The sequence below is a fragment of the Myxococcales bacterium genome, from assembly GCA_016703425.1.
GTDB lineage: Bacteria > Myxococcota_A > Polyangia > Polyangiales > Polyangiaceae > JADJCA01.
The window spans coordinates 293983-319038 of record JADJCA010000007.1 but is presented as its reverse complement, the minus strand read 5'-3'; the positions used below and the strand labels follow the sequence as shown (position 1 = coordinate 319038).

The window sequence follows — 25056 nt, the reverse complement described above, 5'->3', positions numbered from 1 at the left end:
TCCGGGGGCCTAGCCAGAGGGCGGGTCGATCACGGAAAGGATCGCGAGCACGCCCTCGCGAAGCCCAGCCATGGTGGCGGTGCCGACGCGCTCCGTGAGCTCGGCCTCAAGTGCCCGGAGGACGCCCAGCCCCTCGAGCAGAGTCGCGCGACCCTTGTCCGTGAAGAGCACCCGCTTGGCGCGCGCGTCGGCCGCGTCGACTTCCCGCCGCAAGACGCCCATCGCCTCGAGGTCGTCGACGAGCTGCGACACCGCTTGCTTGGTGACACCGAGCCGTTCCGCGAGATCGCTCACGCGAGTCCCTTCGAGGTCGATGTGGGGCAAGAGGCTAGTGTGGGAGCGCCTTAGCCTCGGTGCGCCTTTTGAGCGGGCCACTCGCGCGATCGCCTCCTCGTCGAGCCTCCGAGCCGCCTTGAAGAGTAGCTGCAGCGTGCTGCCGTCTTTCTGCCGCTCGAGCTGTCGTTTGAAGGTTTTTGACATGGTGGCCGCCTGCGGGGCAATGGTCAATCGCGCTTGACTAAATGATCAAGCATGCTTGACTATATCTCAATCGCCGCTCCGCGCACCGGACGCGTGAGGCAAGGGAGGCTATTTATGAATTCGACCGTCAGAACCTTTGAGTCCCGACAGGGCGTTGGTCTGGGCTTCAATTTGCCCGCCCGCATGACGGCTCTGCGCGCGGGCCGAGGGTTCGCCCTTGTTTCCCCAACGCGCATCGACGACGAGCTCGCCGATGCGCTGACCGCCGAGGGGCCGGTGAAGTGGCTCATCGCGCCGAACCTGTTTCATCACCTCCACATCGGTGAGGCGCGGCGTCGCTTTCCCAAGGCGCTGCTTCTCGCGCCGCGCGGGCTCGCGAAGAAGCGGCCGGACCTCACGGTTGATCACGCCCTCGAGGACGGCCTCCCTGGCGAGCTGGCCGAGCACGTCACACACGTTCCGCTTCAGGGGGCAGACCGCATCCGTGAGCATGTCCTCTTCGACCGCGCCTCGGGCACCCTCGTGGCGACCGATCTCGTCTTCAACGTGACGAAGCCAGAGGGGCTCGTGACGAAACTCATCCTTTCGCTCGTGGGGGCCAACGGGTGCCTCGCCCAAAGCCGCTCCTGGCGATTGTTCACGAGCGATGGCGCGCGCTTTCGCGAGAGCCTGGCGGCGGTTCTGGAGCTGCCCATCCGGCGCCTCGTGATGGCGCATGGCGAGGTCGTCGAAGAGCACGCCCACGACCTGCTCCGTCAGGCGTTGGGCTTTGCGGCGCCGCCCGCCGCGCTCACCGCTGGCGTGATCTAGGCCCCGCGATCGGCTGCGACGACCTCGCTTCCGGCCCGCCCTTGCTGCGGGTGCAGCGTCGGCCTAAGTCGCGCTTCTATGAAGACGACGCACCTGTCCGCTTTGGCCCTCCTCGTTGGGCTCGTTGGGCTGCCGTTTGCCTGTGTGCCAAGCGACCCTCCGCCCCCCGCGTCGGACGTCGATGGCGGAACGATAGCGGTGGAGGCCGGAGCCTTCGACGCGGGCGCGACGTCCGATGCGAGCCCCCCGCCGCCCGACGCGGCGCCTGACGCGACCGTGCTCGACGCGAACGTCAGTGATGCGGGCGACGCCGGCAGCGACGCGAGCGGTGACGCCGGAGGTGACGCCGTCAGTGATGCGAGCAGTGACGCGAGCGACGCCGCGACCGACGCGGCGCCCCCGTTCTCCACGACGTTTGACGTCGCCATGGCCGACAACAGCTCGTGCGCGGTGTTCGGCGACGGGAAGATGAAGTGCTGGGGCCTCAACACCGGTCAGGCCGGCGCGATCGGCGACGGGCCCAACGAAATGGGCGCAGACCTGCCCTTCATGACGTTGCCCAAGCGTGTAAAGCGCGTTCGCGGCGGCTACAACGCCACGCTCTGCGCCATCTTTGAGGATGGCACGTTGCGGTGTTGGGGTGGCAGCCTTCCCGGGCAGACGGGGACGACGACGACGTTGGGCCAAATCACGACCGACGTGGACCTCGGTGCCGGTCGCACGGCCGTCGACGTCTCGCTGGGCAACACTCACGCGTGCGCCGTCCTCGACGACGGCTCCGTCAAGTGTTGGGGGACCAACAGCGAGGGGCAGCTTGGCCAGGGAGACACCACCACGCGCGCGGTCCCACCGGTGCTGCCCGTCGACTTGGGCACCGGGCTCACCGCGAAGTCTGTGCACGCCGGCTCGTACTTCACCTGCGCCCTGCTCAACAACGATCGGCTCAAGTGCTGGGGCCGCGGCAACAACACGACGGGCGACACGGGCCAAGGTGGCCAGCTGGGCATCGGGAACACGGCGCACATGGGTAACGGCCTCGGAGAGATGGGCGACAACCTTCCCTTTGCCAAGCTCGGGACCAACCCGAACACGAGCCAACCTTGGAAGGTGACGAAGGTCGGCGCAGGCAACGTCACGGCCTGCGCGCTCCTCGAGAACGGTCGCGTCAAGTGCTGGGGTCGCAACGACGGCTACCCCTACCTCGGCTCGCAGAACGCCGTCTCCTACGGAAGCACCGGCGCGCTGGTCGATGACGCGATTCCCTTCGTCAACGTAGGCACCGACCCGGGCACCTCTCAGCCGTGGGTCGTGAAAGATCTGGCCGTTGGCCAATACGCGACGTGCGTGCTCTTGGCCAACGACACGATTCGGTGTTGGGGCGCAGACACGGGCCAGGGCCTCTTGGGCAAGGGCACAACGAACAGCTCCATCGGCGACGACGTTGGAGAGATGGGCGACCAACTGCCGGTTCCGGCCCTCGGAACGGGCAAGGTGCCGACGAAGCTGCCGCGGGCAATCGCTTCTGCGCGCGCGTTGGCGCGAGCACCCTCAACTGTTGGGGCCAGAACTTCCAGGGGGTCCTCGGGCAGGGAACGCCCTACTCGGGAACGACGACCTTCATCGGCGACGCGAACGGCGAAATGGGCGCCGCCCTCGTCGACACGTTGCTCGAATGACAGTCGAGCGAGGGGGCAGACGCCAGCAACTCACACGCCAGGACTCGCCGAGGGGCGCCTTAGGAGCGACGCCCCAATCGACGCGAGCAGCGTGAGCAGAATGACAAGCAGCGACGCCCCGATGGGCACCTTGTACACGTCGATGAGGAGCATCTTCGCGCCAACGAAGACGAGCACCAGCGACAGGCCGACCTTCAGGTAGACGAACTTCGTGATGACGCTGGCCAGAAGGAAGTAGAGCGAGCGAAGGCCCAAAATCGCGAAGATGTTCGACGTGAAGACGATAAAGGGGTCTTTGGTCACGGCGAAGACGGCCGGGATCGAATCGACCGCGAAGATCACGTCGGTAACCTCCACGGCGACGAGGGCGACGAGCAGCGGAGTCGCGTAGCGGCGACCGTCGCGCCGCACGGTGAAGCGGTCGCCCGCGAACTCGTGCGTGGCCGGCACCAGCTTCTGGAACCAGCGAACCAGCACGTTCTGCTCTGGGTGCAGCTCCTTGTTGCGGTCCAAGAGGAGCTTGATGCCGGTGGCCACGAGCACCAGACCGAAGACGTACATGGTCCAGTGAAATCGCTGGATGAGCGCTCCGCCAGCGAAGATGAATCCGGCCCGCATCACCAGGGCGCCGAGCACGCCCCAGAAGAGAACCCGGTGCTGGTAGCGAGCCGGAACGCGAAATGCGGAGAAGATGACGACGAAGACGAAGATGTTGTCGACGGCGAGTGCCTTCTCGATGAGGTACCCGGTCGTGAACTCAAGCCCGCGCACCGGCCCCGCCCACCGGAAGACGCCGAGGTTGAACACCGCCGCGAGGAGAAGCCACACAAGGCTCCAGCCGGCCGCCTCCTTCACGCTCACCTCATGCGCGTTCCGATGGAACACTCCGAGGTCGACGGCGAGCATCAAGAGTACGAAGGCAACGAAGCCGCCCCACAGCAAGGGCGAGCCGATGGATTCAAGCGGCACGAGAGGGGGTCCTTTCTACGCGGCGAGCGAGGTCAAGAGACTTTGCGGAGCGGGACGTGGCGCGAGCTCCGACCTCGCTCGAGCTCCCGGCCGATGCATCGCCCCACGCGCTCTATGGCGCCGTCGATGGCCGAGTAGACGTCCCCTGTCAGCTCTTCAAGCGTGATGACCCCCATGCGCGGCCCGTGAACGACCACGCGGCACCGCTTGTCGATGCCTCCTTTGGGGCCGTTGTCGTCGGCCACGCGAACTGAGACCGTCGCCACTTCGTGGCCAAAGCGACTCAAGTGGTAGTGGATGCGACGGCGTGCGTGCTCAGTGATGGCGTCCGATGACTCAATGCCGCGGAAACGAACGTCGATTTTCATGGGTCCTCCGGGGCCCCCAGCGGGGCACCCGTTCCATGTAAGGCTCGGTCGTCGTGTCGACCATGTCGAAATATCTAATCAATATGTTGAGCTGAGCTACACGTAGCGGCGATGGACTCGGTCAACTACCACCACTTGAAGTACTTCTGGGCCGTTGCACGAGAAGGCGGGCTCGTTCCTGCGGGCAAGCTCCTGCACCTCTCTCACCCGACGCTGAGCGTCCAAATCCACGCGCTCGAGGAGCACCTTGGCGAAAAGCTCCTTACCAAGGTCGGCCGCAAGCTCGTGCTCACGGAGGTCGGTCGGGTTGTCTACCGCTATGCGGAAGAGATCTTCGCGCTTGGCACGGAGATGCTCGAGACCGTGCAGGGGCGCGGCGAGGGGCGACCCCTGCGGCTCAACGTCGGCATCGCAGATGTCTTGCCCAAGCTCGTGGTGCGGCGCTTGCTCCAGCCGGCGCTGGGGCTCGCCGCGCCCGTGCACCTGGTCTGCTACGAGGAGTCCTTCGACCGGCTGCTGGCGGGGCTCGCCGCGCACTCGCTCGACATCGTGATCGCCGACACGCCCGTCCCGAGCGGCGCGAGCGTGCGTGCCTTCAGCCATCTTCTCGGCGAGACGCCGGTGACGTTTTTCGCGACGAAAGCGCTCGCGACGACCTACCGACGCGGATTCCCATCGTCCTTGTCGGGCGCCCCGATGCTCCTGCCGCTCGAAAACGTCGCGTTGCGGCGCGCCCTCAATCATTGGTTCGACCGACAGCACCTGAAGCCCCGCGTCATCGCCGAATTCGAGGACAGTGCGCTGCTGAAGGTCTTCGGTGCTGATGGCGTCGGCATCTTCGCCGCACCGACGGTCGTCGAGGCGGAGATCCGAACGCAGTACCGTGTCGACGTCGTCGGACGTGCGCCCGATGTGCGCGAACGCTTCTACGCCATCTCTGCCGAGCGCCGCCTCAAACACCCTGCCGTCGTGGCCATCTCCAGCGCTGCGCGGGAAGAGTTCTTTGCGTAGCCGCAACGACGACGCGCCGACTCTCGGCGAGGCGCGCTAGCGCCGGCGCCTCGAAAGACCGTCGCCGCGCGGCTCACCGTCGAACTCATTGCGAGGGCAACGAGCCTTCGTCGAGGCCCTGCTGGAACGTCGTCGTGAGCTGCCTCAGCGTGTCGATGTTGCTCACGTACTTTCGGAGCGCACCCTCAGCAGCGGCGCCATCGGTCGCGAGCTTCGGCTTTCCGCCCGCGTCGAGGACGAGCTTCAAGCTGCCGTCGACGTTGACGAGCGGCACGTCCTTCGCGTCGCGTTGCACTTCGTAAGCGAGCGCAGTGAGCGTGTTCGCCCACTCGAGGACGCGCGCGCCGATGCCCCGCTGGTGCGTCTTTCCGAAGTGCACCTCCGTGCCCTGGGCGTGGGCGCGGTAGGTGATGCCCGTCGCCGGGTCGTAGAACGCGTAGGTCTCGGCAGGAGGCCAACCAATCTGCTCGCCCGCGAGCGCCGTGATGCGCGAGTCGTTGATGAACTTCATGGACCAATCGGTGGGGAAGAACATGGTGCCCCACACCATGGCGAAGAGCTGCTCGTTCCAGCCGAAGTTCGGGTCGATGGCCATGGCGCCCGCGGGCCGCGCCGCGGGCCCCGCCGCATCGGTCCAGCTGGGGTATTGGACCGTCACCGGGCCATTGCCAGCGGCCTTGGTGGCCCATGGCGCATACGCCTCTTGATCGCCCGTGAGCAGGTTGGCGAAGAGCCGCCGCACCTGCGCCGGGTACACCGTGCCGAAGCTCACGTTCTTGTAGCGGCCGTCCGTGAAGTCCTCCTTGGAGTTCGAAACGAACGAGTCGAAGGCTTCGGCGAGGTAGTAGATGGCCCAGATCTTTTCGTAGTAGGCGCCGGCCTGCGACTGGTAGTCGGACCACCAGTAGCCCTTGCCGTAGTCGAAGTCGTTGTGCACGTAGCGCCCCACGCCGAGTGGGATCGTGAAGCGGTAGCTGCCGGCGGCCGTCGGCACCGGATCGGCGTTGTGCATGACGAGGTCGACGCCTTCCGGCGCATAGAACGGGCACGTGTCCTCGTCGCTCCCGCAATACGAGCCTGGCTCGGGTCGCGTGAGGATGCGCGCGAAGAGATCCATGGCGACGGTCGCGCCAAGCGCCAAGGGACCGTAGTGGCCGTCGGCGAGGAGCGCGTCGGCGGGCGCGGCCGGATCACCCTCAAGGACGGCGCCAAAGGCCCACGCCTTGGAGATCTGTTGGATGCCGTCCAAGTAATGCGACTGGATCCGCGAGATGTAGTCGTAGGAGTTGAAGCCGGTGCGGTTCCGCCGGAACGCGTCGAGCACGTAACGTTGCTCGTACGCGGCCTCGAAGAAGCGGATCTGCTCGTAGGCGTCGGCGCCCGAATCGTACGTAAACGACGGCACGTTGCCCGAGTCAGAGAACTCGTCCGACGAGAACATGTAGCCGCGCCGCACGCGGCCCTGCTCGTCGACGGCTCGGCGATAGGAGAGCGACGGGTAGCTCGCGTAGGCCGGATCGGCGGCGAAGTCCTGCATCGACAGGTAGTCGACGACGTCCATGGGGCGTTCGGCGCACTTCTGTCCGAGCACGGAGCCTTCGCCACCGTCGCTCTTGCACTCGCCCAGGAGGCCGAAGGTCTTCTGGTACTGACTGTAGTGAATGTGCTCGTAGGGCTCGGCCGGGTCGACGGGCGGGAAATCGATGATGCCCCAAAGGCCCGGCGGCTGGGTGAAGCCGAGCAGACGGTAGGCTTCGACCTGGCCGGCGCCGCTCCCCTTCACGCGAACACTGTCCTTGTTCCAGACGTCGACGACGCCGCCGTAGCCAAAGCGCACCGCGGCGCGGTCGTACTTGCCCGGCAAGAGCTGATCGTGGTTGGCGTCGCCGGGGTAGTCCATCACGCTCGAGGTCGAGTAGCGCTGGATGTTGTTGTCGATCTCGGTTTGCGAAATGGGATCGCGCCACCGAGGTCCGACGCAAGCGTCGCCGTTCGTGTTGTCGTCGGGGCAGTCGGCGGTGAGCGAGCCGTTCTTCGTGCGGAGCTGCCAATACGGCGCCTGGTAGTTGAGCGCGTCGAAGGACGCCGCGAAGTTGTGGCGAAGGCCCATGGAGTGGCCGAACTCGTGCGCGTAGACGCCCTTCGAGAACTCTTGCCGCGCCCAGGTGTAGATCTTCTGCTGCCGATCGGCCGCGGCGGCGGCGTCGCCCTTGGGGGCCGGCGGGAAGAGCTTCTGCGCCGCCTTGGCGAGGCCGAGCAGGTTGTCGGGTTCGGCCGCCGCCAAGTGACACGAGTGGCGCGCTGCGAGGCCGGCGCGCCGGGAGCGCTCGTGGGACTTCTTCCACGCGGGGCTCATGCGCGCGAAGGGGCTCGCGCGCTCCACCACGCTCTTCGACAGCGGTCCCGTTGGGTCGAAGCCCGCCGCTTGGACGAGCTCCGGCGAGACGAGCTTCGTTTCGATGGGCGACCCCCGGAGCCGCGCGAGGCGCGACGAGAGCTCCTGGTTGCCGGGCCCGAGCTTGCCGGCGTCGAGCAGCTCGCGGTAGCGCGCCTGCCGTCGCACCGCGGGCGGCCCGGCGAGCCTCTTCTTGGTGTTGCCAACACGTGAGGTCAGCACCTTCGGGTCGAAGGCGTTCTTTCGCGCGGCGACTTCAGCGCCACTCATGGCCGCGGCGGCGTGCTGTCCCGTCCCCGTGCGGAGGCCACCTACCCAGTCGTCGACGTTTTTCCCCTTGATGAAGTCGGTTGCCGCGACGTCGCCGTTGATGAGGCCCAAGATGTCGACGAGCGAGCCAGCAGCGCGGTCCAGCGTCGCGCCCCACTGCGAGACGCTCCCGGAGATCTTCTCACCGGTGAGCGGGTCCTCCGCATCCATCATGATGCCCCACGGCGACTCGACCTGCGGCGAGGCGACATGGGTCACCATGTTGAAGCGCAGGTCGCCTTGCCGCGCGACGGCGCCTTTGTCGCCGCATGTCGCGTCGTCGCCCTTCGTCGGGTCGACGGGGTTGTGGCACAGCACGAAGACGTTCGGCACCTCCGCCGGTGAGCTGTTGCCGGCCGGCGGCACGTAGTCATCGGCCCAGCGCGCGGGCCACCCCATCTGGCTTTCGCAGCCGTCCTCCTTCGCGCGTCGGCACTCGGCGAGGCGACCTGCGAGAATCGCGACGCGGATCGAGTCGCTCCAAGAGCGGACCACGTCGGCGGTGCCGGCGAAGAGCTCCTCGGGGAAGTCGGCGTTGACGTGCCAAGGGATGGTCTTCACCTTTCGGTCGCGCATCGGCAGCGTGCACTCGCCGCGAAACGCGTCGCAGCGAGAGCCGCGGCCGATCTTGGCGCACTCGTCTTCGGTGCCGTCGCCGTTCTCGTCGCGGTGAGGATCGGCCCCAGCGGGCGTCGTCTCGGCGGTGTTGCAGCGCGTGAGCGGCGACGCGTGGGAGGCGTGAAATACGTTCCAACGCGCCGCGAAGCGGTGCCACTTCTCGTCGACCACGCCGTAGCGCCGGTCGTAACCGAGTCGGTCGGAGGTGAAGTAGCCGAACAGCTCCATGCGCAAGCCGTCGAAGTCGAGGGGCTCGTAGTCGTGGTCTTCGACGCGGAGGAACGCGCTCCGGAGCACGAGCTCGCTCGGGTTGCAGCTCTCTCTCGGCCAGCTCCCCACGAGCCAGCAAGCGGGGAAGTCTCCGTATTCGTCTTGAATGATGCGCGGCGACGCCAGGACCTTGTGCGTGATGTCGAGGTAGCCGCGCTTCTCGTCGTAGACGGCCGCGTCCTCCGATTCGGGGTTGTTCGCGTAGTGCGACAGCGGCTCGAAGGCGACGCCGGCATAGACACCGAGCTGGGAGAGCGTGTCGAGGTCGTAGGCGTCGGTGACGACGTTCTTGGACCAGTCGACGCGCATGAACTCGCGCTGGTACCAGGGGCGGTCGACGTCGTTTTCGACGAAGAGGTTCGACTCGTCACCGGTGGTGACGTTGTATTCGCGGCGCGCGTCGAAGTGCTTGAGGATGTCGAAGGCGGCGACGACCTGTCCGTCGTTGGTGCGGCGCGCACCTTTGCGATCGGTGTCTTTGATGAGCTCGTAGGTGAGGCGAGCGATGAGGCGTTGCTCGGTGATCTCCCATTTCACGCGCACCGTGGGCATCGAATCGGAGTTCGTAAAGAGGCCCTCGCCGCCGGCGCCAGCGGCCACGTCGATGACGCTGGTCCGCATGTAGAACTCGGGATCGTCGCCCTTGTCTTGGAGGAGGCCACCCACGAAGAACGACTTGGCGAAGGCCCCCGCCTGGATTCGATTGATGGGTTCGCGCTCCGTTGCGCAGCCCGTCTGGGACGCGGAGCCGAACACCACCACGAGCGCCATCACCACCGCGCGAAGAAAACGACCCATGCGCCTTGTCCTCCCCGGACGAGGCCCGTGACCCCGACCCCGGCGTTTTTTCGCCTCGTAGCACGGAAGGCCGGTCGAGGGGATCGGCGGGGCGCCGGCCGCGACAGGACGGCACGGGGACGTTCGTCGAGGCCTCGCACTGTGCTAGCCCAGCGGCATGACGGGTCGGACGTTCTGGGGGGCCTGGCTCATCGCGGGGGGCGCCTTTTGCGCTTGTTCGGAGGGGCAAGGCGTGACCCCGAAGGCGCGCCCCGACGAGCCCGATGCGGGGGTCTTGGAGCCTCGCGCGGGCGACAGGCCGGCCGGCGTCGCCACTGGCCGCGACGCGGGCCCGCTGCGCGGCGACCCCGACTCGGGCACCGAGCTCGACTTCACGGGCCTCGTGCTCAACGAGGTGGACTACGACCAGGTCAGTGTGGACTACACGGAGTTCGTCGAGATCTACAACGGCGCCGCCACGGCCCTCCCGCTCGATGGCTTCGCCGTGGTCTTCGCCAACGCAACCGACGAGACCAACCGCGTGCCGCTCACGGGGGTGCTCCCCAAGGGCGGTTACGCCATCGTGGCGTCGCCCATGGTCAAGGTCAGCGCCGATGCAGGCGTGGTGCTGCGCTTCGACATGCCCGCGACGTCGAACGCCATGCCGAACACGAGCCCCGTGGCCGTTGGGCTCCTCGACACCGAGCAAGGTCTGCTCTTCGACTCGGTCTCCTTCGGGGGCGCCGTGACCGGCGTGGCGGTCGTCGGCGTTACCGACCCGTTGGACTTCGTGGAGGGAACCGGTGCCGCTGCCGATTCCAACGCGTTGGAGCGTTCACTCGGGCGCGAGCCCAACGGCGTCGACACCGACGACAACGCCGCCGACTGGAGCGCGAGCAAGACCCCGACGCCGGGCGCCCGAAACGTCCTCACGCCCTGACGAGTGCGCATTTCACAACCACGGCACGCCGAAGTCGGGCTTGCCCCGGCTTGGCAAGCAAGCCCGATTGCGGCGGGAGCGCACGTGTCCGTTCACACGGGACGGTCCTGGTTTCGAGCGCATTCACGTTGTGAAATGCGCTCTAAAGTTCGGCCCGCCGTGACCGTTCTTTGGCGAGGGGTTCGCCATGTCGCTCGCAAAACCACCGCCGCTTCCGGTCGCTCGCGCACGAAGGGTCGCACCGCCCCCCCTCCCGCCACCAAAGGGGCGAGCCGTGGAGCCCCTGGCCGTCGACACCGAGGAGGTCGTCCCGGTCGATGGCTGGGAGATTGAGGCGATTGAAGAGGTCGAGGAGGTCGAGGAGAGCGAGGCCCTCGGCGTCGCCTCGTCGCCCGTCCCGGAGGTGGCCCACGCAGGGGCCAAAGTGATCGTGGTCGTTGAAGACGACGCGGACATGCGTGGGCTCCTGGTTGCCGTCTTCGAGGACCTGTACACGGTGTACGTAGCCAAGAGCGGCACCGAAGCCATTGAACTCTTCGGCCGTGTGACCCCCTCGCTCGTCATCAGCGATGTCGGCCTGCCCGGCGCCGACGGTTACGCCGTCGCCGAAGCGCTCAAGAAGCGCTTCGGGAGCCGCCATGTACCCCTCATCTTCCTCACCGCTCACGGGACGTCGCAGGACGTCATTCGAGGCATCAACGCGGGCGCGCGGCACTACCTGACGAAACCGATCTCGCCGCCCGATCTTCGCGCGCGGGTCGACAAGATCCTGCGCTGAGGCGGCGCCAGCGGCGCGTGGCGAAAACCAGCTCGCTTGCCGAATGGGCTCGCGAGCGCGTCGCCGACGGGGCACGATTCCGACTCCGCCATGACCGCTGCACAGCTCGCGTCACTCTCGCTCGGCTTCCGCAACCGCTACCTCTCGTACGACGAGCTCACGACGCAGCTCTCCGCGTGGGCGAGCGCTTTTCCTGAACACGCGCGCCTCGAGTCCATCGGCAAGACGCCGGAGGGGCGCGACCTATGGGTCCTTACGGTGGGCGACGATCGCCGCGGGCAGCCCGCCGTTTGGGTCGACGGCAACATGCACGCGACAGAAGTCGCGGGCTCGTCCGTCGCGCTAGCCATTGCAGAGGACGCGTTGGCGTTGCGACTGGGGCAAGCGCCCTCGGCCGCGCTCCCGCCGGCCACCTTGAAGGCTCTCCGTGACGTCGTCTTTCACGTCATGCCTCGAATGTCGCCCGACGGCGCCGAGACCGTGCTCTCGACGGGCCGTTACGTCCGCTCGGTGCCCCGCGACGCAAGGCCCCATCGTCAGAAGGCGCGTTGGAGCGCGGGGGACGTCGACGGCGACGGGCTGGCCCTCTTGATGCGCGTCGCCGACGAGACGGGCGAATACGTGGAGGACCAGGAGGTGCCAGGTCTCTTGATCCCGCGCGGCCTCGAGGACGAGGGGCCGTTCTATCGGCTCTTCCCCGAAGGCCACATCGAAAACTTCGACGGCCATCACGTGCCCGAGCCGCACTTTCTCTCGGACAACGACCCAGACTTGAACCGGAACTTCCCCGCGAGCTGGGCGCCCGAGCCGGAGCAAGTTGGCGCCGGCCGCTTCGCCACGAGCGAACCCGAGTCGCGCGCCGTCGTCGACTACGTCGTCGCGCGCCCCAACTTGTTCGCCTGGTTCAACCTCCACACCTACGGAGGCTGTTTCATTCGGCCGCCCGGCGATCACGCCGACAACAAGATGGATCAGGAGGACCTCGCCATCTATCGCGAGGTCGGCGACTACTCGGAGCGACTGACTGGCTACCCGATGGTCAGCGGCTTCGAAGAGTTCACGTACGCACCCGACACGCCGCTTCGCGGCGACCTCTGCGATTTCGCCTACCTTCACCGCGGCTGCATCGCCTACGTCTGCGAGCTGTGGGACCTCTTTCACCAGCTCGGGATGGAGCGGCCGAAGCGCTTCGTCGACTTCTATCGCTCCGTGTCTCGCGAAGCGCTCCACAAGCTCGTGGCCCTCGACCGTGGGAAGAACGAGGGCCGCATCTTTCGGCCGTGGAAGAAGGTCACGCACCCACAACTTGGCGCCGTCGAGGTGGGCGGCCTCGACCCGCGCATCGGTATCTCGAATCCGCCGCTCTCGATGCTCGCCGACGTGTGTCGTGCGCAAACGGCCGCGTGGCTCCGCACCGCATCGCTCGTTCCGCGCGTCGTCGTCAGCAAAGTCGCTACCTTCGACCTCGAGAGTGGTCTGACTGAGGTCGAAGTGGTCATCGAAAATCACGGGTATCTCGCGACGTATGGCCTTCCTAGCGCCAAGCGATTGCCTTGGAATGAGCCGCTCTGGGCGACCATCGCGCCGGGCGACGGCGTGACGCTCCTCGAGCCTGCTGCCGCGCGCCGTCAGGAAGTTGGACACCTTGAAGGTTGGGGTCGAGGCAAGGACTCGGGCGCCTCGTCGACGTGGTTCGCCAGGAGCCGCGGCACCGCGAGTCGACGCGTGGTGCGGTTCGTCGTGCGCGGCGCTGGCACGGTCGACGTGACCGTTGAGAGCTGTCGCGTGGGCCGCACGTCGGTCCGCGTTGATGTGCGCGCGGAACAAAAGTGAGAACGCGAACGAAAAAAGCGTACGCCGAGCTTCCCAGCGGCCTTCGGCCTTGAAAGACTGACGAGCCCGTTCATGAAAGTCGCGAAGCTGTGCAGTGTGGTGCTCGGTGGGCTCTTGGCCGCGCTGCCGAGCGCGGCGTTCGCTCAGCCGGCAAAGGCGCCTCTCATCAAGCCCCGGCCCGGCGGCGCGGACTTCATCCGAATGCTCGGCCCGCACGCGTCGGCCACGTTGGCTCCCGCGTCGGGGCAAGTTGGGGCGCTCGTGGAGCTGCCGCGCGGAACAACGGCTCAAGCGCTCGGCCTCGACGAGGTGGCGCCGGGCATCGGTCGACTGCGAGCGTCGCCGGAGCGCGTGACGGCGTTCGCGGACGCGCATCCGGAGCTTCACCTCGAGGTCGCGCCGCCGCTGCGCATCCTCGTCGATCGGGCCGCGCAGATCGTCGGCCTACCGTTGGCGCGACTCCTCTACTCGCAGGCCGGCAAGACCAACGTCGATGGCCAAGGCGTCATTGTCGGCATCGCCGACACGGGCCTGGACGTCAGCCATCCCGATTTCCTCGACGACGGCGCCATCAAGCGGGTTGCATGGCTCCTGGACCTCTCGCTGAAGCCCGTTGGGCTGCATCCCGAGCTGGAGCAGAAGTTCGGAATTCGCGACGCCAACGGTGCGCTCGTGGCCGGGGCCGTGCTCAACGCCGACGACATGCAGCTCCTCTACGCGCGTGGGCAGAAGCTGCCCGACGACGAGGTCGGCCACGGCACCCACGTCGCGTCGCTCGCGGCCGGCGGCGGAGGCGGCGGCTCCTACAAGGGCATGGCGCGCGCCGCCACGCTCGTCATCGCCCGGCTCACGCGGTCGACCGGCGAGAGCATCGAGAACGACGACCTCTTGCGCGGCGCGCAGTTCATCTTCGACCGCGCCGACTTCATGAAGATGCCGGCGGTGGCGAACCTCTCGCTCGGCAGCGACTTCGGCCCCCACGACGGCTCGATGCTCTGGGAGCGAACCCTCGCGAGCTACGTCGGGCCCGACAAGCCGGGACGCGTGATCGTCGCCGCCGCCGGCAATAGCGGCTCCATCGTCACGGCGCCGTCGCACCAAACGGTGCGCGTGACGCCGGGCGCCCAGGTGCGCGTGCCCATCGAGACCAACGGCGCGACGAAGGGCGGCGTCCAGGTCTGGGTGAACCTCCGGCCCACGAAGGGCGCGATGGCCATAGGTCTCGACGGCCCCGATGAGACGTGGATCTCGCCCGTCGACGAGGGCACGAAGCGCGGGCGGAACCAGGGCGGCTACAACGCGGGCGTCATCTTCGGCTCCAACGTCGAAGGGAGCCCGGTTCAAGCAGGCTCGCGCGGCGCGGTCGTCTTGTGGAGCGGCAGTTGGCCGCGTGGCCGCTATCACGTGACCCTCGAAGGCGACGGCTTCGCCGACCTCTACCTCCAGGCGACGGGTGACGCCGCCCTCAGGCCGGCGGCGTTCTTGGGCGGCGTTCGCGAGGGCACCGTCAACCTCCCGGCGGCCCATCCGGCGATCCTCGCCGTCGGCTGCACGGCGTCGCGGCCCAAATGGACGAGCATCGCCAAACAGCCGTCGGGCCTGCTCGTGCCGGTCCTCGACGAAGCGGGCGGCTACTTCGGCGGCGCGACGCGAGAGCTTGAAGAGGGCGAGGTCTGCTGGTTCTCGAGCGCGGGTCCCAACGCCGACGGCGTCCCCAAGCCGCAAATCGCCGCCCCTGGCGCCGCCATCATCGGCGCCATGAGCCGGCAAGCGGTCCCCGGCAACGCGTCGAGTATCTTCTCCACCTCGAATTGCCCTCCCATTCCTGGCACCGAGAACCGCGATCCTCGGTGCCTTCAGGTCGACAAGGGGCACGGCGTCTCGGTTGGGACGTCGATGTCGTCGCCCATCGTGGCCGGCGCCGTCGCGCTCCTGCTCGAGCGAGATCCGACGCTGACGCAGGACGGTGTCACGGCGCTGCTCCAGGCGGGAGCGCATCGCATCCGCGGCGCCGCACTGTTCGACGACCAGGCTGGTCCCGGTGAGCTTGACGTCGCCGGTTCCATCGCCGTCATGGAGCAGCTCAAGGACAAGCGCGCCGCCTTGCCGAGCCCCGACGCGAGTTGGATCACGCTGAGCTCGAGCTACGCCGCGGCCGACGGTTCAAGGCCCATCACGGCGATCGTGGAGCTTCGCGCCGATCGCTCCACAACGGAGCGGCCCGACCTCTTCGAGCTTGCGCGGCTTCGCGCCGAGGTGCTCTTCGATGGCAAGCTCCTCGAGGACGCGCCAACGATGCGCCGCCATGGCCCTGGCGTCTTTTCCTATTCGTATACGCCGCCGCCGGGAAGCGGAGGGTCGGTGCTCACCTTCGCTGCGACCTTCGACGGCGGACGCGTCGTTGCGCCCAAAGTGATCCCCATCGCGACGGACCCGTGGACGGCGCGGTATCCGGTCCGCGCCGAAGGTGGCTGCGCCACGTCGGGGACGGCGGAAACGCGAGGCGGCGGCCCCTTCGTCTGGGCCCTCGCGCTCGCCGCCCTTGGGGTAGGGAGACGTCGGAGGCGCGGGGCCCTCTGACCGTCGTGCCGTTGGCGAGCGCTCCGCCTCTCGCGTAGCCTTTCGCCATGGTGCGAACGTGCCTTTGGTCCCTGCGGCTGCCGGCCGCCTTCTTTGCCCTGTCTTGTTCGTCGTCGGAGCCAGCCGCGCCCGCGGCGCCGGAGCTTCCCGCGTGTCCCCCGGACGGCGCCACGGCGCCCACGGAGCTTCGGTGCACGGGGCTCTTCTCCGATTGGAAGACGAAGAAGCTCGCCGTGGAGGCTTCGCCGTTCAAACCCGGGGCCGAGCTCTGGAGCGACGGCGCCGAAAAGCTGCGTTATGCACTGATTCCCAAGGGCACGAAGATCGACACGACGAACCCCGACGACTGGGTGTTTCCCGTTGGCACAAAGACGTGGAAGGAATTCCGCGTCGGCGGCAAGCGCATCGAGACCCGCTTCTATTGGAAGGTCTCCGCGAGTCAGTGGGCTTGGGCCACCTACCTGTGGTCCCCCGACGAGTCACGCGCCGAGCGCGACGACAAGGGCAAGCCCGAGGCGGCCAACAACTACGATGTTCCGTCGGTCGAGAGCTGTGACAAGTGCCACGCGGGGGCAAAAGACAAGGTCCTGGGCATCCAGGCGCTCCTCACATCGCTCCCCGAGGCTCAAGGACTCACGCTTGCCAAGCTCAAGGCTGACGGATTGCTCTCCGCCGATGTGACGGTGCCGCCGATCCCCGAAGACGCCACCGGGAAAGCGCGCGCCGCGCTCACATACCTGCATGTCAATTGCGGCGCCGCTTGCCACGACTCGGCGAGCTATTCACCGGGGCTTCAGAGCGGGCTCTTCATGAAGCTGAACATGGCGGAGCTGGCGCTTGGCAAGGTCTCCGAGCTAGGCGCGTACAAGACCACGGTCGGGCGCGAGGTCTTTGGCAACGCCTACTTCGAATACAAGGCCAAGGGCTTCCTTCGCATCAAGCCAGGCGTGGCCGCCGAGAGCCTCTTGCCCGAGTTGGCCAAGGTGCGGGGCCCGCAGATCCAAATGCCGCCGGTCGGTTCACGGCAGCCGGACCCGACGGGGCGCGGACTCGTGGAGGCGTGGATCAACGCACTCCCGCCGAATTGATGGACGCTATTCGTTGGCGATCGTGAGCAGGTACCCGTGCGGCTCCAAGACGGCGTCGTCGGGGTCAAAGGGCCGCGCGTGATCGCCGGCGTTCATCGCCATGAGGACGACCGCTTGGGCACCATCGAGCTCCGTGACCGTCACCTGCGCGCTCGTCGCGCGCGGTACGGCGGGCACCAAGACCGACTGAAGCACACGTCCCGAGCCGTCGAGCTTGAAGGCCATCCACCGGAGCCGCGCGTGCTCCTCCCACTCGGCCTCGACGCGAAGGCGTGAACCCTTGGCGGCGCCCTGACGGCCGACGCGCACGAACGAAACGCCGGTGGGCTCTAGCGGCCGAGGCGAAAGGAACCGCCGCGGGACGAGCGGCCAATCGACCGAGAGGTCCAGCGCGATTTTGCCGGCGTCGCCCCACGCGCGGCTCGTGAGCAGCGTCGCCTCATCGGCGTTGGACCCAAAGGTGAGTCGGGACGCTGCGAAGCGGAGGAACAAGTCGTCGAGCGTTGAGTTGACCGAGAGGACCCCGCGGAAGCTCGTTTCGACGACGTCGATAAGGTCGGGGTTCCACGACAGCCGCGCCGCGTCGTGCGCGGTCTTCGTCGCGGCGAGCGCCCACGTGGCGCGGACGAGGCCGCCGGGCTCGCGGCCGAAGCGCGAGTCGGCCCAGTCGAAGAAGGCCGCGGCGCCTCGCGCCGCGCGTCGTTCGAGGGCGCTCTCTCCGGAGCGGAAGAGCGCACGGCTCGGCAGCGCTTGAAACGTGGCGGTGTCGTCAAGGAGCGCGATGGCGCAGGGCAGCGTGAGTCGCGTGAGGTGCTCGCCCGTCGAAGCGCGGAGCCCCTCGCTCGTAGCGGGGGCCGTGCCGAGGGCGATGGCCTCGAAGATCGCCCGGCTCACGGCCGCGTCGCGCGCGCAGCCGTCCAATGACGCGTCGACGCGCCCGCCGGCCGTCGCGCGATCGAAGGATGCCAGCGGATCTCTCTCCACGAGGACGACCTGTGCCTCGCCACCGAGGCCGTCCACGAGCTCGACTTCGAAGGTGCCTGTCTCAAGTGGCGTGCCAGGTCGTGGCAAACGGAGCGCGCCAGTGGCGATGGCCCACGCCTCATCGGCGGCGCGAAGGGCCCCGAGGACGCGCGCCTCGGAGCCGCGTGGGCCGCGAACGCACAAAGGATGGCCGCGGGTGCTGCACGCCACGACGCTCCCGCGTGTCAGCGGCACGACCGGCAGCGCGCTCGCGCCCTGCTCCCAGGGGTCGACGGCCTGGACGCCCGCGTCGTTCGTCGCGACGTCCGTCGCCGCAGCCGCGTCCGCGCCAGCCTCCGCGGTGACCGGTGCGTGCGCCGCGGCAGGGCGCGTCGTCGCGAGCGCGACGGTCAACAACGCCGCGTGCCAAAGCGAAGGTCGAGAGGCAGCGGCGTGCATCGGCTCCGCATCGTCGCACGATTGGCGCGCCTCGGGTGGTCTACGCCGAGCCACGCCGCCGCCCTTCGCGGAGGCCGCGGAGCGTCGTGCTGAGCAGCGAGCGCAGTCGCTCCCGTCGCTTGAGCGACGACCCCATCGAGAAGGCGCCCTCTAACGTAAGCGCCGCCACGCCGTGGGCCAAAGCGAGGAGCTGACTCGCGCCGTCCTGGCGCGCCTCCGCGGGCAGCGCGGCCGCCGCGATCGCCTCGTCGATGAGCGCGCCGAGGACAACGAGCGGCGCGAACGGCGTGCGCGGTCCGCTGCCGCGCGGCGCGCGAAGGAGGGCGAATTGCGACGCGTGCGTCCACGCGAAGTCGACGTAGGCCGTCGCCGCGGCGAGGACGCGAGCCGTGGCGCGGGCGCTGCGTCGCCCCGCCGTGGCGGCGTCAGCGGCGCGCGCCATGCGCTCCGCGATGTCGGCAGCGATGGTCACCCGCACAGCCCGGAGCAACGCGTCCTTGCTCGTGAAGTGGCGGTAGCTGGCGGTGGCCGCGACGTCCAAGCGCCGAGCGAGCTCGCGCACCGTCAGCGCCTCTGCGCCGCGCTCCGTCGCGATGGCGCGGGCCTCGTGGACGAGCGCGCGTTTGAGGTCGCCGTGGTGGTAACGCCGCGTCTTGGCGGACTTTACGGCGCGGGAAGCCACTCGACCTCCGCTTGCTTCAAGAACGTCCGCTGCCTCCGCGCGTACACCCGCGTCGCGCGCACGATGGCCTCCTCGAGCGCTTCGCGCGGCAGCTCACCGCGGAGGTGCGTCGCGACCTCCCGGTAGCCAACGGAGGACATGGCTCTTGCTCCGCCGAAGCCCGCGTCCAAGAGCGCACGCGTCTCGTCGACCCACCCGCCCGTGAGCCACGCGCGAACGCGCGCCCTTATGCGCGCCGTCAGCTCGTCTTGACTCCGCGTGACGCCGAAGAGGCGGACGGCGCGACGCGCTGTGCGGAAGCCGTGACCCGCCTGGAGGTCGCTCAAGCGTTGGCCTGTCGTCTGAAAGACCTCCAGCGCTCGGCTCACACGGACGAGATCGTTCGGGTGGAGGCGCGCCGCCGATGCCGGGTCCACGTTCGCGAGCTTCTCGTGCAGCGCGGGGCGCCCCTCGCGCAAGGCGAAGGCCTTGTGCGTGTCGCGAATGGCAATGTCCGCCGCGGGAGCGTCGACGAGTCCCCAGACGAGGGCGCGCACCCAAAGAAAGGTGCCGCCGCACACGATGACGCGCTTGCCTCGGCGCTCGATGTCGCGAGCCGACTCGTCGGCCATGGTCGCGAAGCGTGACGCGTCGATGCTCTCGAGCGGGTCGACGGCGTCGATGAGGTGATGCGGAATCCGCGAGCGCTCTTCGGGCGTCGGCTTTCCCGAACCCACGTCGAAGCCGCGGACGATTTGCACGCTGTCGGCGCTTACGATCTCACCGCCCACGGCGGAGGCGGCAGCCAACGCGAGGTCGCTCTTCCCGCTGGCCGTCGGTCCCACCAGGACGAGCCAAGCGGACGGCGCTTCTGCCGCGACGGCGCACACGCGCGACAGCGCTGCTTCAGCGACCGACACGGCGCTCGAGCTCCGAAAAGGGGAGTCGCGACACGATGGGGCGACCGTGCGGGCAGTGCCCCGCGAAGTCGACTTCGTCGAGGGCGCGCAGCAGCGCACGGGCCTCTTCTTCGCCGACGGCATCGCCGGCGCGGACCGAACCGTGGCACGCCATGGTGGCGAGCACCAGGTCGACGGCGCCTTCGAAGGGGCGCGTCGCGTCGCGCGACAGCTCGGCCGCAAGATCGGTCACGAGCTCGCGCGGCGTGGCGCGCGCGAGGAGCGTCGGTACCGCGTGCACGGCGACCGCCGTCGGGCCTGCCGCGCGGACCTCGAGGCCCAGCGACACGACGCGCTCCGCGTTCTCTTCGAACGCGGCCACCTGGTCAGCCGTCAACTCAAGGACCTCGGGGACCAAGAGACGCTGCATGGCCAGAGAACGCGACCGATAGGCCTCGCGCAGCCGATGGAAGGTGACGCGCTCCGCGGCGGCGTGTTGGTCGAGGATGTACAGGCCGTCCTCGCCCTCGCACAGCAAGAACGTGCCGCGAAGCTGCGCCAGAAACGCGAGGTTCGCGTAAAAGCCGCGGGTCTTCTCGAAGAGGCCCGCTTGGGGCAAGGAGCCGCCCTCGGAGAGCGGGAGCTCTTCGCTTGAGGAGGCGAACGACGGGGTCGAGGCGGCGGGCGCGTCGGGGAATGGCCGCGCCCCGGAATAGAAGGCCGGTGCGTACGACGGTGGCCCGACGCTCGGGAGAGCAAATGCCGTCGCGAGCTGACCGTGGAGCTCACGCACGATCGCGTCGAAGAGCGCGCGCGCGTCTTGAAAGCGGACCTCGGCCTTCTGAGGGTGCACGTTGATGTCCACGAGCTCGGGCGCGAGATCCAAGTAGACGACGCCGATAGGGTAGCGGCCCCCCTCCAACACGGAGCCGTAGCTTTGCGCCACGGCGCGCGCCAAGGACCGGTCCCGCACGGGGCGGCCGTTGACGAAGAGGTGCAGGCCGCTGGCGCCGGCGCGAGCTCGCTCGGGAGCCGCCAAGAGCGCCTCGATGGTGAGCGGGCCGCAGGTGCCAATCGCACGCACGAGTCGCTCCGCCGAGAGCGCTTGCCGCACGCGGTCTTCGCGCGACGTGGCACGCAAATACTCGCGGACCACACGCCCGTCGCGGGCCAACGTGAAGGTCACGAGCGGACACGCCAAGGCGGCGAGCAGCACGACTTCGCCGACGTGTGCGCCCTCGGTGCCCGTGCTCTTCAGGAATTTGCGACGCGCCGGGACGTTGAAGAAGAGGTCGGCCACAGTGATCGTCGTGCCGACGTTCGCTCCGGCGGGGCGCACCTTGGCGTCGCCACCACCCTCCACGTCGAGCTGCGTGGCTTCGGGGTCTTCGCGCGTGCGCGTCACCATAGTGAAGCGCGAGACTGACGCGATGCTCGGGACCGCCTCGCCGCGAAAGCCGAAGGTGCGCAGCGAGAAGAGATCTTCGGCGCGGGCGATCTTGCTGGTGGCGTGCCGTTCGAGGCAAAGGAGCGCGTCGTCTCGCGCCATGCCTTCTCCGTCGTCGGACACCTGAACGAGCGCGAGGCCACCTTGCGCGATCTCGACACGAACCCGGGTGGCGTTCGCGTCGACGGAGTTCTCCACGAGCTCCTTGACGACGCTCGCGGGGCGCTCGACGACCTCGCCGGCGGCGATTTGGTTGGCGAGGTCGTTCGAGAGTCGCCGGATCTTCACGCCCGATCCCGCTCCGTCTGCGCGCGCTCGGCGGCATCAAAGTAGTCGCGCGTGCGCCTTCGCATCAGCGCCAGGACGATGAGCGCCGCGCCCGCCGTGCGCGCCGCCGTCGCGCCGAGCGCGGCCTTGTCGCGGAGCGCGGGCGTGAGTCGATCGACGACGGTGGCGTCGGCCTTCTTGTTTTGAAGGTCGAGCTTCAGAACGAGACGCTCCACGTCAAAACATGCCGCACCGATCTCGCGCGTGGCTAGATCGCGAACGACGACGAAGAGCCCTTGCGCGAGCATGAGCTGCACCAAGAACACGCGCGCCGAGTTCTTGCCCGCGAGCGAACGGGCCGCGAAGAGCACCACCGCGATGCCGAGCACCAGCGACGCGACGCCGAGGGGGAAGACTTTGGGCTTGGCCGCGTCGGTCGCCGCGAAGCAGCGGGTCGTGGCGTCGGCGAGCGCCTTCTTGTCGTCGTCGCCGTGGGCGCGGCCCGCGATCTCGGCGATGTCCGGCACCGGGCTCCAGTAGGAGCCAATGATGTAGGTCCCCTGCGTGCAGCCGCCAACGCCGAAGAGCCAAGCCACGACGAGCGCGACGAGGAGGTAAAACGGCCGTTTCGGCGCCTGCATCGGGCCGAGATAGCACGGCCGCCGCGGGGCCGGGGACGCGACCGAACTCGGCGGGCCACGGCGCGAAGACCGCGGCTCCGAGACGTGGTAGATCGCGCCGGTCATGCACGCCAATGGCCCGCTCCGCCGTGTGCTCGTCCTCGCGGCCCTCCTTGTGTCTCCCCACGTCTCGGCGGACCCGCCGAAGAAGCCTGCCCCGCCGCGCGGCGCGGCGGTCACGGTGTCACCGGACGTCGCCAAGAAGCTCAAGTCCGACGATCCCGCGGAGGTGCAGTCGGCCCTCGACGAGGTTCGCATCGCCGGTCCGGCGGCGTCGCACCTCGCGACCGACATCGCAGCCATCCTCGACCGCGGCGCGTCGCGCGCGCTCACGGAGGCCGCTCTCGAGACGCTCGGTGACCTGGAAGCGGAGAGCGCAGCTCCCGCCGTCGCGCACTACGGCGTTCATCGGGACGTGAAGCTGCGACGACTGGCCATGCAGACCCTCGGGCGTCTTCGCGGGCCCGTGGCCGTCAAGGCGCTCCGAGCTCGCCTCCACGACGCCGACGGCATGGTCCGCGGCACCGCGGCGTCCGCCCTCGGGGCCATGAAGGCAAAGGAAGCGCTCCCGGACCTCTTCATCGCCTTCGATCACAAGGTCGCTGAGGCGGCCGCCAGCATCGGACAACTTTGCCTGCCCAAGGACTGCGACGACTTCGCAGGGCGACTTGGCCGCCAGCCCTTCGAGGTCATGACCGGCGGCTTCGACCAAATCCTCTTCCGGCCGACCGGTGAGGTCCCCGAAGACGTCAAGGTGAAGGTCATCGGGCGCATTCGCGAGCTCGGGACGCCGGAGGCCAACAAGTTCCTCCGCGACGTGCAGAAGCGACTCAAGGCTGCGTCGCCGCGGCTGAAGCAGGCCATCGAGCAGGCCATTGCGGCGACGGCGGGAGGTGCATCGTGAAGCTGCCTTCGCTCGCCGGCCTCGCGGCCGTCTCCACCATGGTCGTCGCGTGCGGCGGCGCGCCCCTCGTCGGCGGCGGCACGTCGCCTTTCGGCGAGTGGAACGATGACCAAGGCGCGTCGGCCGCCACTCTCTGGTCGCGCCTGAAGGGCGCACCCGTGGTCCGCGCGACCGACGTGGCCGTCGGCGTCGCCAACGGCAAGCTCATCGGCGTGCCGCTCGACGGCAGCGCCAAGTGGACGACCAGCTACGCGCTCGACGCGCGCCCGGTCCTGACGGGCTCGCTCGTCGTGGCCACCGGCGGCGGCAACATCGTGGCCTTCGACGCGAAGAGCGGCCAGAAGGTGTGGACCGCGTCGTCGCCGGGGAGCCTCCGCGGCGCCGGCGACGACGGCGCGTTGACGGCCGTCGTGCTCGGTCACGGCAAGGGCTCGCTGCTCGTGGTCGTGAGCCGCGACGGCCGCGTCGTATCGCGAACCGAGACCGACGTCTCCCTCGGAACACCAGCGATGCTGAGCGGCGTCGTCTTCGTGCCGTGGGGCTCGCAATACGTGAGCGCCATCGACGCGAAGTCCGGCAGCGAGCTGGCGCGCATCCTCGTGCGCGAGAAGACGAGCCACGCGTGGACCGCGGGCGGTCATCTCTACTTCGGCGAGGTGGGGATCTTTCGCTTCGACGACAAGACGCGGTTCGCGTCGCAAAATCGCGCCTCCCATGTGACCGTGCCGCCGCGCGAACTAGCCGGCTCGCCGACGCTTTTTTCGGCGCCAGAGACGAAGTTTCCCATCATCGCTGGCGCTCGCGATCGCATTCGCCTCTACGCACGCGCCGCCGATCGCGAAGGTGCCCTCACGTTGGACTCGGGGCGCTACTTCGCCACCTACTACCGCCTCGTCATGGGACTCCGCGCCGAGCGCGGGCAACTCACCTGGGCCCTCGCTCGGCCCGCCGACGTCATCGGCGGCGTCGCCGGCAGCGGGGTTATGGCTGTGTGCGATGCGTCGGGCAAGGTCGCGGTGATCGACGCCCAGTCAGGCGGCGTGGCGCGGGAGCTCGATGCCGGAGAAGCGCTTCAGTCGTGCGTCGTTGGGATGGATGAGCTCCGCGTTCCCCATGCTGCCGCGCCTCCGCTCGCGCAGCAGCTCGCCGACGTCCTCGGAAAGAAGGACGCGGAGCTAGCGACCGCGCACCGGCTGCTCCTCCGCGAGCTCGCGACCCTCGAGGACGAGGTGGCCACCAAGGCGCTCATCGATCTCGTGTCCGATTCAAAGACGCCCGTTCCCGTCGCCGCGGACGCGCGGACGTCACTCGCGGGGAGGCGAAACGGCGGCCGCTTCATGATCGAGGCGCTCCGCCGCCACTACGACTTCTTGTCCGACGTGCTCATTCCGCCGCCGTCGGGCCCCATCGCGCAGGCGCTTGGCCGCATGAAGGAACCCGGCGCCGCGCAGGTGCTCGTCCTTCACCTGCTCGATCCGGCCACCCCTGACGCGGATCTTCGGCACATCGCCGCGGCCCTCGCCACCGTGGCTCGCCCCGACGACGCCAAGGAGCTTCGTCAGTTTTTCGCGATGTACCACGGCACGGCGCAGGGCGACGATCAGGAGCTTGCCGTCACGAGCGTCGCGCAGGCGCTCCTGCGCGTCGGCGGCAAGGACGGCAAGGCGACCGTCGACGCGGCGCTTGCGCGCGGGAGCATGGCCGAGACGCTCAAGGCCCGGATCCAATCGGTTCTTGAGGCCAACACCCACCCCAAAGACGGGGCCGGCGACGCATCCAAAGACGCGGCGACGCCGAAACCGGTCGCGAAACCGGACGCGAAACCGGACGCGAAACCTGACGCGAAGAAGAAGCCACCGGCCAAGTGAGCGCTC

At 68.5% G+C, this 25056-nt stretch carries 18 protein-coding genes; 10 read left to right on the top strand and 8 right to left on the bottom strand.

Annotated elements, in window-relative coordinates; genetic code table 11:
• Positions 1–9 precede the first annotated feature (9 nt).
• Positions 10–480, bottom strand: coding sequence for a winged helix-turn-helix transcriptional regulator (locus IPG50_13310; GenBank protein ID MBK6693163.1), 471 nt, complete (start codon positions 478–480; stop codon positions 10–12).
• 183 nt (positions 481–663) lie between these two features.
• Between IPG50_13310 and IPG50_13305 the strand changes: the two genes are divergently transcribed.
• The gene (locus IPG50_13305) at positions 664–1290 is read left to right on the top strand and encodes a hypothetical protein (protein ID MBK6693162.1); all 627 of its coding nucleotides are present in this window, start codon (positions 664–666) and stop codon (positions 1288–1290) included.
• 78 nt (positions 1291–1368) lie between these two features.
• Positions 1369–3168, top strand: a complete 1800-nt coding sequence (locus IPG50_13300) for a hypothetical protein (protein ID MBK6693161.1) — start codon at positions 1369–1371, stop codon at positions 3166–3168.
• 799 nt (positions 3169–3967) lie between these two features.
• On the opposite strand, the gene IPG50_13295 is transcribed toward IPG50_13300, so the two are convergent.
• Positions 3968–4303 (bottom strand): HPF/RaiA family ribosome-associated protein, encoded by a 336-nt coding sequence (locus IPG50_13295; GenBank protein MBK6693160.1) that lies wholly within the window; start codon positions 4301–4303, stop codon positions 3968–3970.
• A gap of 111 nt (positions 4304–4414) precedes the next feature.
• On the opposite strand from IPG50_13295, the gene nhaR reads away from it, so the two are divergent.
• The gene (nhaR, locus tag IPG50_13290) at positions 4415–5314 is read left to right on the top strand and encodes a transcriptional activator NhaR (protein ID MBK6693159.1); all 900 of its coding nucleotides are present in this window, start codon (positions 4415–4417) and stop codon (positions 5312–5314) included.
• 85 nt (positions 5315–5399) lie between these two features.
• Here the strand turns inward: nhaR and IPG50_13285 are convergent, their stop codons facing one another.
• Entirely contained in the window at positions 5400–9704 is a 4305-nt protein-coding gene (locus IPG50_13285; protein MBK6693158.1) for a hypothetical protein, read from the bottom strand.
• Between the two features lie 157 nt (positions 9705–9861).
• On the opposite strand from IPG50_13285, the gene IPG50_13280 reads away from it, so the two are divergent.
• From IPG50_13280 to IPG50_13260, 5 genes are all read left to right on the top strand, one after another.
• Positions 9862–10623, top strand: coding sequence for a lamin tail domain-containing protein (locus IPG50_13280; GenBank protein ID MBK6693157.1), 762 nt, complete (start codon positions 9862–9864; stop codon positions 10621–10623).
• 274 nt (positions 10624–10897) lie between these two features.
• Positions 10898–11401 (top strand): response regulator, encoded by a 504-nt coding sequence (locus IPG50_13275; GenBank protein ID MBK6693156.1) that lies wholly within the window; start codon positions 10898–10900, stop codon positions 11399–11401.
• A gap of 90 nt (positions 11402–11491) precedes the next feature.
• Positions 11492–13234 (top strand): peptidase M14, encoded by a 1743-nt coding sequence (locus IPG50_13270; protein MBK6693155.1) that lies wholly within the window; start codon positions 11492–11494, stop codon positions 13232–13234.
• Between the two features lie 72 nt (positions 13235–13306).
• A complete protein-coding gene (locus tag IPG50_13265; protein MBK6693154.1) occupies positions 13307–15814 on the top strand; it encodes a S8 family serine peptidase in 2508 nt (835 codons plus the stop codon).
• Positions 15815–15861: 47 nt separating this feature from the next.
• A complete protein-coding gene (locus tag IPG50_13260; protein ID MBK6693153.1) occupies positions 15862–16902 on the top strand; it encodes a hypothetical protein in 1041 nt (346 codons plus the stop codon).
• Between the two features lie 6 nt (positions 16903–16908).
• Here IPG50_13260 and IPG50_13255 read toward each other — a convergent pair whose 3' ends face one another.
• Genes IPG50_13255 through IPG50_13235 form a run of 5 tightly spaced genes read right to left on the bottom strand, consistent with a single transcriptional unit; the run spans position 16909 to position 22239 of the window.
• Positions 16909–18324 (bottom strand): hypothetical protein, encoded by a 1416-nt coding sequence (locus IPG50_13255; GenBank protein MBK6693152.1) that lies wholly within the window; start codon positions 18322–18324, stop codon positions 16909–16911.
• Positions 18325–18364: 40 nt separating this feature from the next.
• Positions 18365–19006, bottom strand: coding sequence for a helix-turn-helix transcriptional regulator (locus IPG50_13250; protein ID MBK6693151.1), 642 nt, complete (start codon positions 19004–19006; stop codon positions 18365–18367).
• Complete coding sequence (gene miaA, locus IPG50_13245; protein ID MBK6693150.1) at positions 18988–19905, bottom strand: tRNA (adenosine(37)-N6)-dimethylallyltransferase MiaA; 918 nt, start codon at positions 19903–19905, stop codon at positions 18988–18990. The genes IPG50_13250 and miaA overlap by 19 nt, the downstream gene beginning before the upstream one ends.
• A complete protein-coding gene (gene mutL, locus IPG50_13240; GenBank protein ID MBK6693149.1) occupies positions 19892–21619 on the bottom strand; it encodes a DNA mismatch repair endonuclease MutL in 1728 nt (575 codons plus the stop codon). The genes miaA and mutL overlap by 14 nt, the downstream gene beginning before the upstream one ends.
• Positions 21616–22239 (bottom strand): hypothetical protein, encoded by a 624-nt coding sequence (locus IPG50_13235; GenBank protein MBK6693148.1) that lies wholly within the window; start codon positions 22237–22239, stop codon positions 21616–21618. The genes mutL and IPG50_13235 overlap by 4 nt, the downstream gene beginning before the upstream one ends.
• A 103-nt stretch (positions 22240–22342) precedes the next feature.
• Between IPG50_13235 and IPG50_13230 the strand changes: the two genes are divergently transcribed.
• Together IPG50_13230 and IPG50_13225 are read left to right on the top strand one after the other, a co-directional pair.
• Positions 22343–23182, top strand: a complete 840-nt coding sequence (locus IPG50_13230) for a HEAT repeat domain-containing protein (protein ID MBK6693147.1) — start codon at positions 22343–22345, stop codon at positions 23180–23182.
• Positions 23179–25050, top strand: a complete 1872-nt coding sequence (locus IPG50_13225) for a PQQ-binding-like beta-propeller repeat protein (GenBank protein MBK6693146.1) — start codon at positions 23179–23181, stop codon at positions 25048–25050. The genes IPG50_13230 and IPG50_13225 overlap by 4 nt, the downstream gene beginning before the upstream one ends.
• Positions 25051–25056 lie beyond the last annotated feature (6 nt).

Coding starts and splice junctions, on each gene's coding strand:
- nhaR (MBK6693159.1), top strand. CDS start 4,415: ATGGACTCGGTCAACTACCACCACTTGAAGTACTTCTGGGCCGTTGCA.
- IPG50_13270 (MBK6693155.1), top strand. CDS start 11,492: ATGACCGCTGCACAGCTCGCGTCACTCTCGCTCGGCTTCCGCAACCGC.
- IPG50_13300 (MBK6693161.1), top strand. CDS start 1,369: ATGAAGACGACGCACCTGTCCGCTTTGGCCCTCCTCGTTGGGCTCGTT.
- IPG50_13295 (MBK6693160.1), bottom strand. CDS start 4,303: ATGAAAATCGACGTTCGTTTCCGCGGCATTGAGTCATCGGACGCCATC.
- IPG50_13255 (MBK6693152.1), bottom strand. CDS start 18,324: ATGCACGCCGCTGCCTCTCGACCTTCGCTTTGGCACGCGGCGTTGTTG.
- IPG50_13280 (MBK6693157.1), top strand. CDS start 9,862: ATGACGGGTCGGACGTTCTGGGGGGCCTGGCTCATCGCGGGGGGCGCC.
- IPG50_13285 (MBK6693158.1), bottom strand. CDS start 9,704: ATGGGTCGTTTTCTTCGCGCGGTGGTGATGGCGCTCGTGGTGGTGTTC.
- IPG50_13310 (MBK6693163.1), bottom strand. CDS start 480: ATGTCAAAAACCTTCAAACGACAGCTCGAGCGGCAGAAAGACGGCAGC.
- IPG50_13235 (MBK6693148.1), bottom strand. CDS start 22,239: ATGCAGGCGCCGAAACGGCCGTTTTACCTCCTCGTCGCGCTCGTCGTG.
- IPG50_13260 (MBK6693153.1), top strand. CDS start 15,862: ATGGTGCGAACGTGCCTTTGGTCCCTGCGGCTGCCGGCCGCCTTCTTT.
- IPG50_13265 (MBK6693154.1), top strand. CDS start 13,307: ATGAAAGTCGCGAAGCTGTGCAGTGTGGTGCTCGGTGGGCTCTTGGCC.
- IPG50_13230 (MBK6693147.1), top strand. CDS start 22,343: ATGCACGCCAATGGCCCGCTCCGCCGTGTGCTCGTCCTCGCGGCCCTC.
- IPG50_13305 (MBK6693162.1), top strand. CDS start 664: ATGACGGCTCTGCGCGCGGGCCGAGGGTTCGCCCTTGTTTCCCCAACG.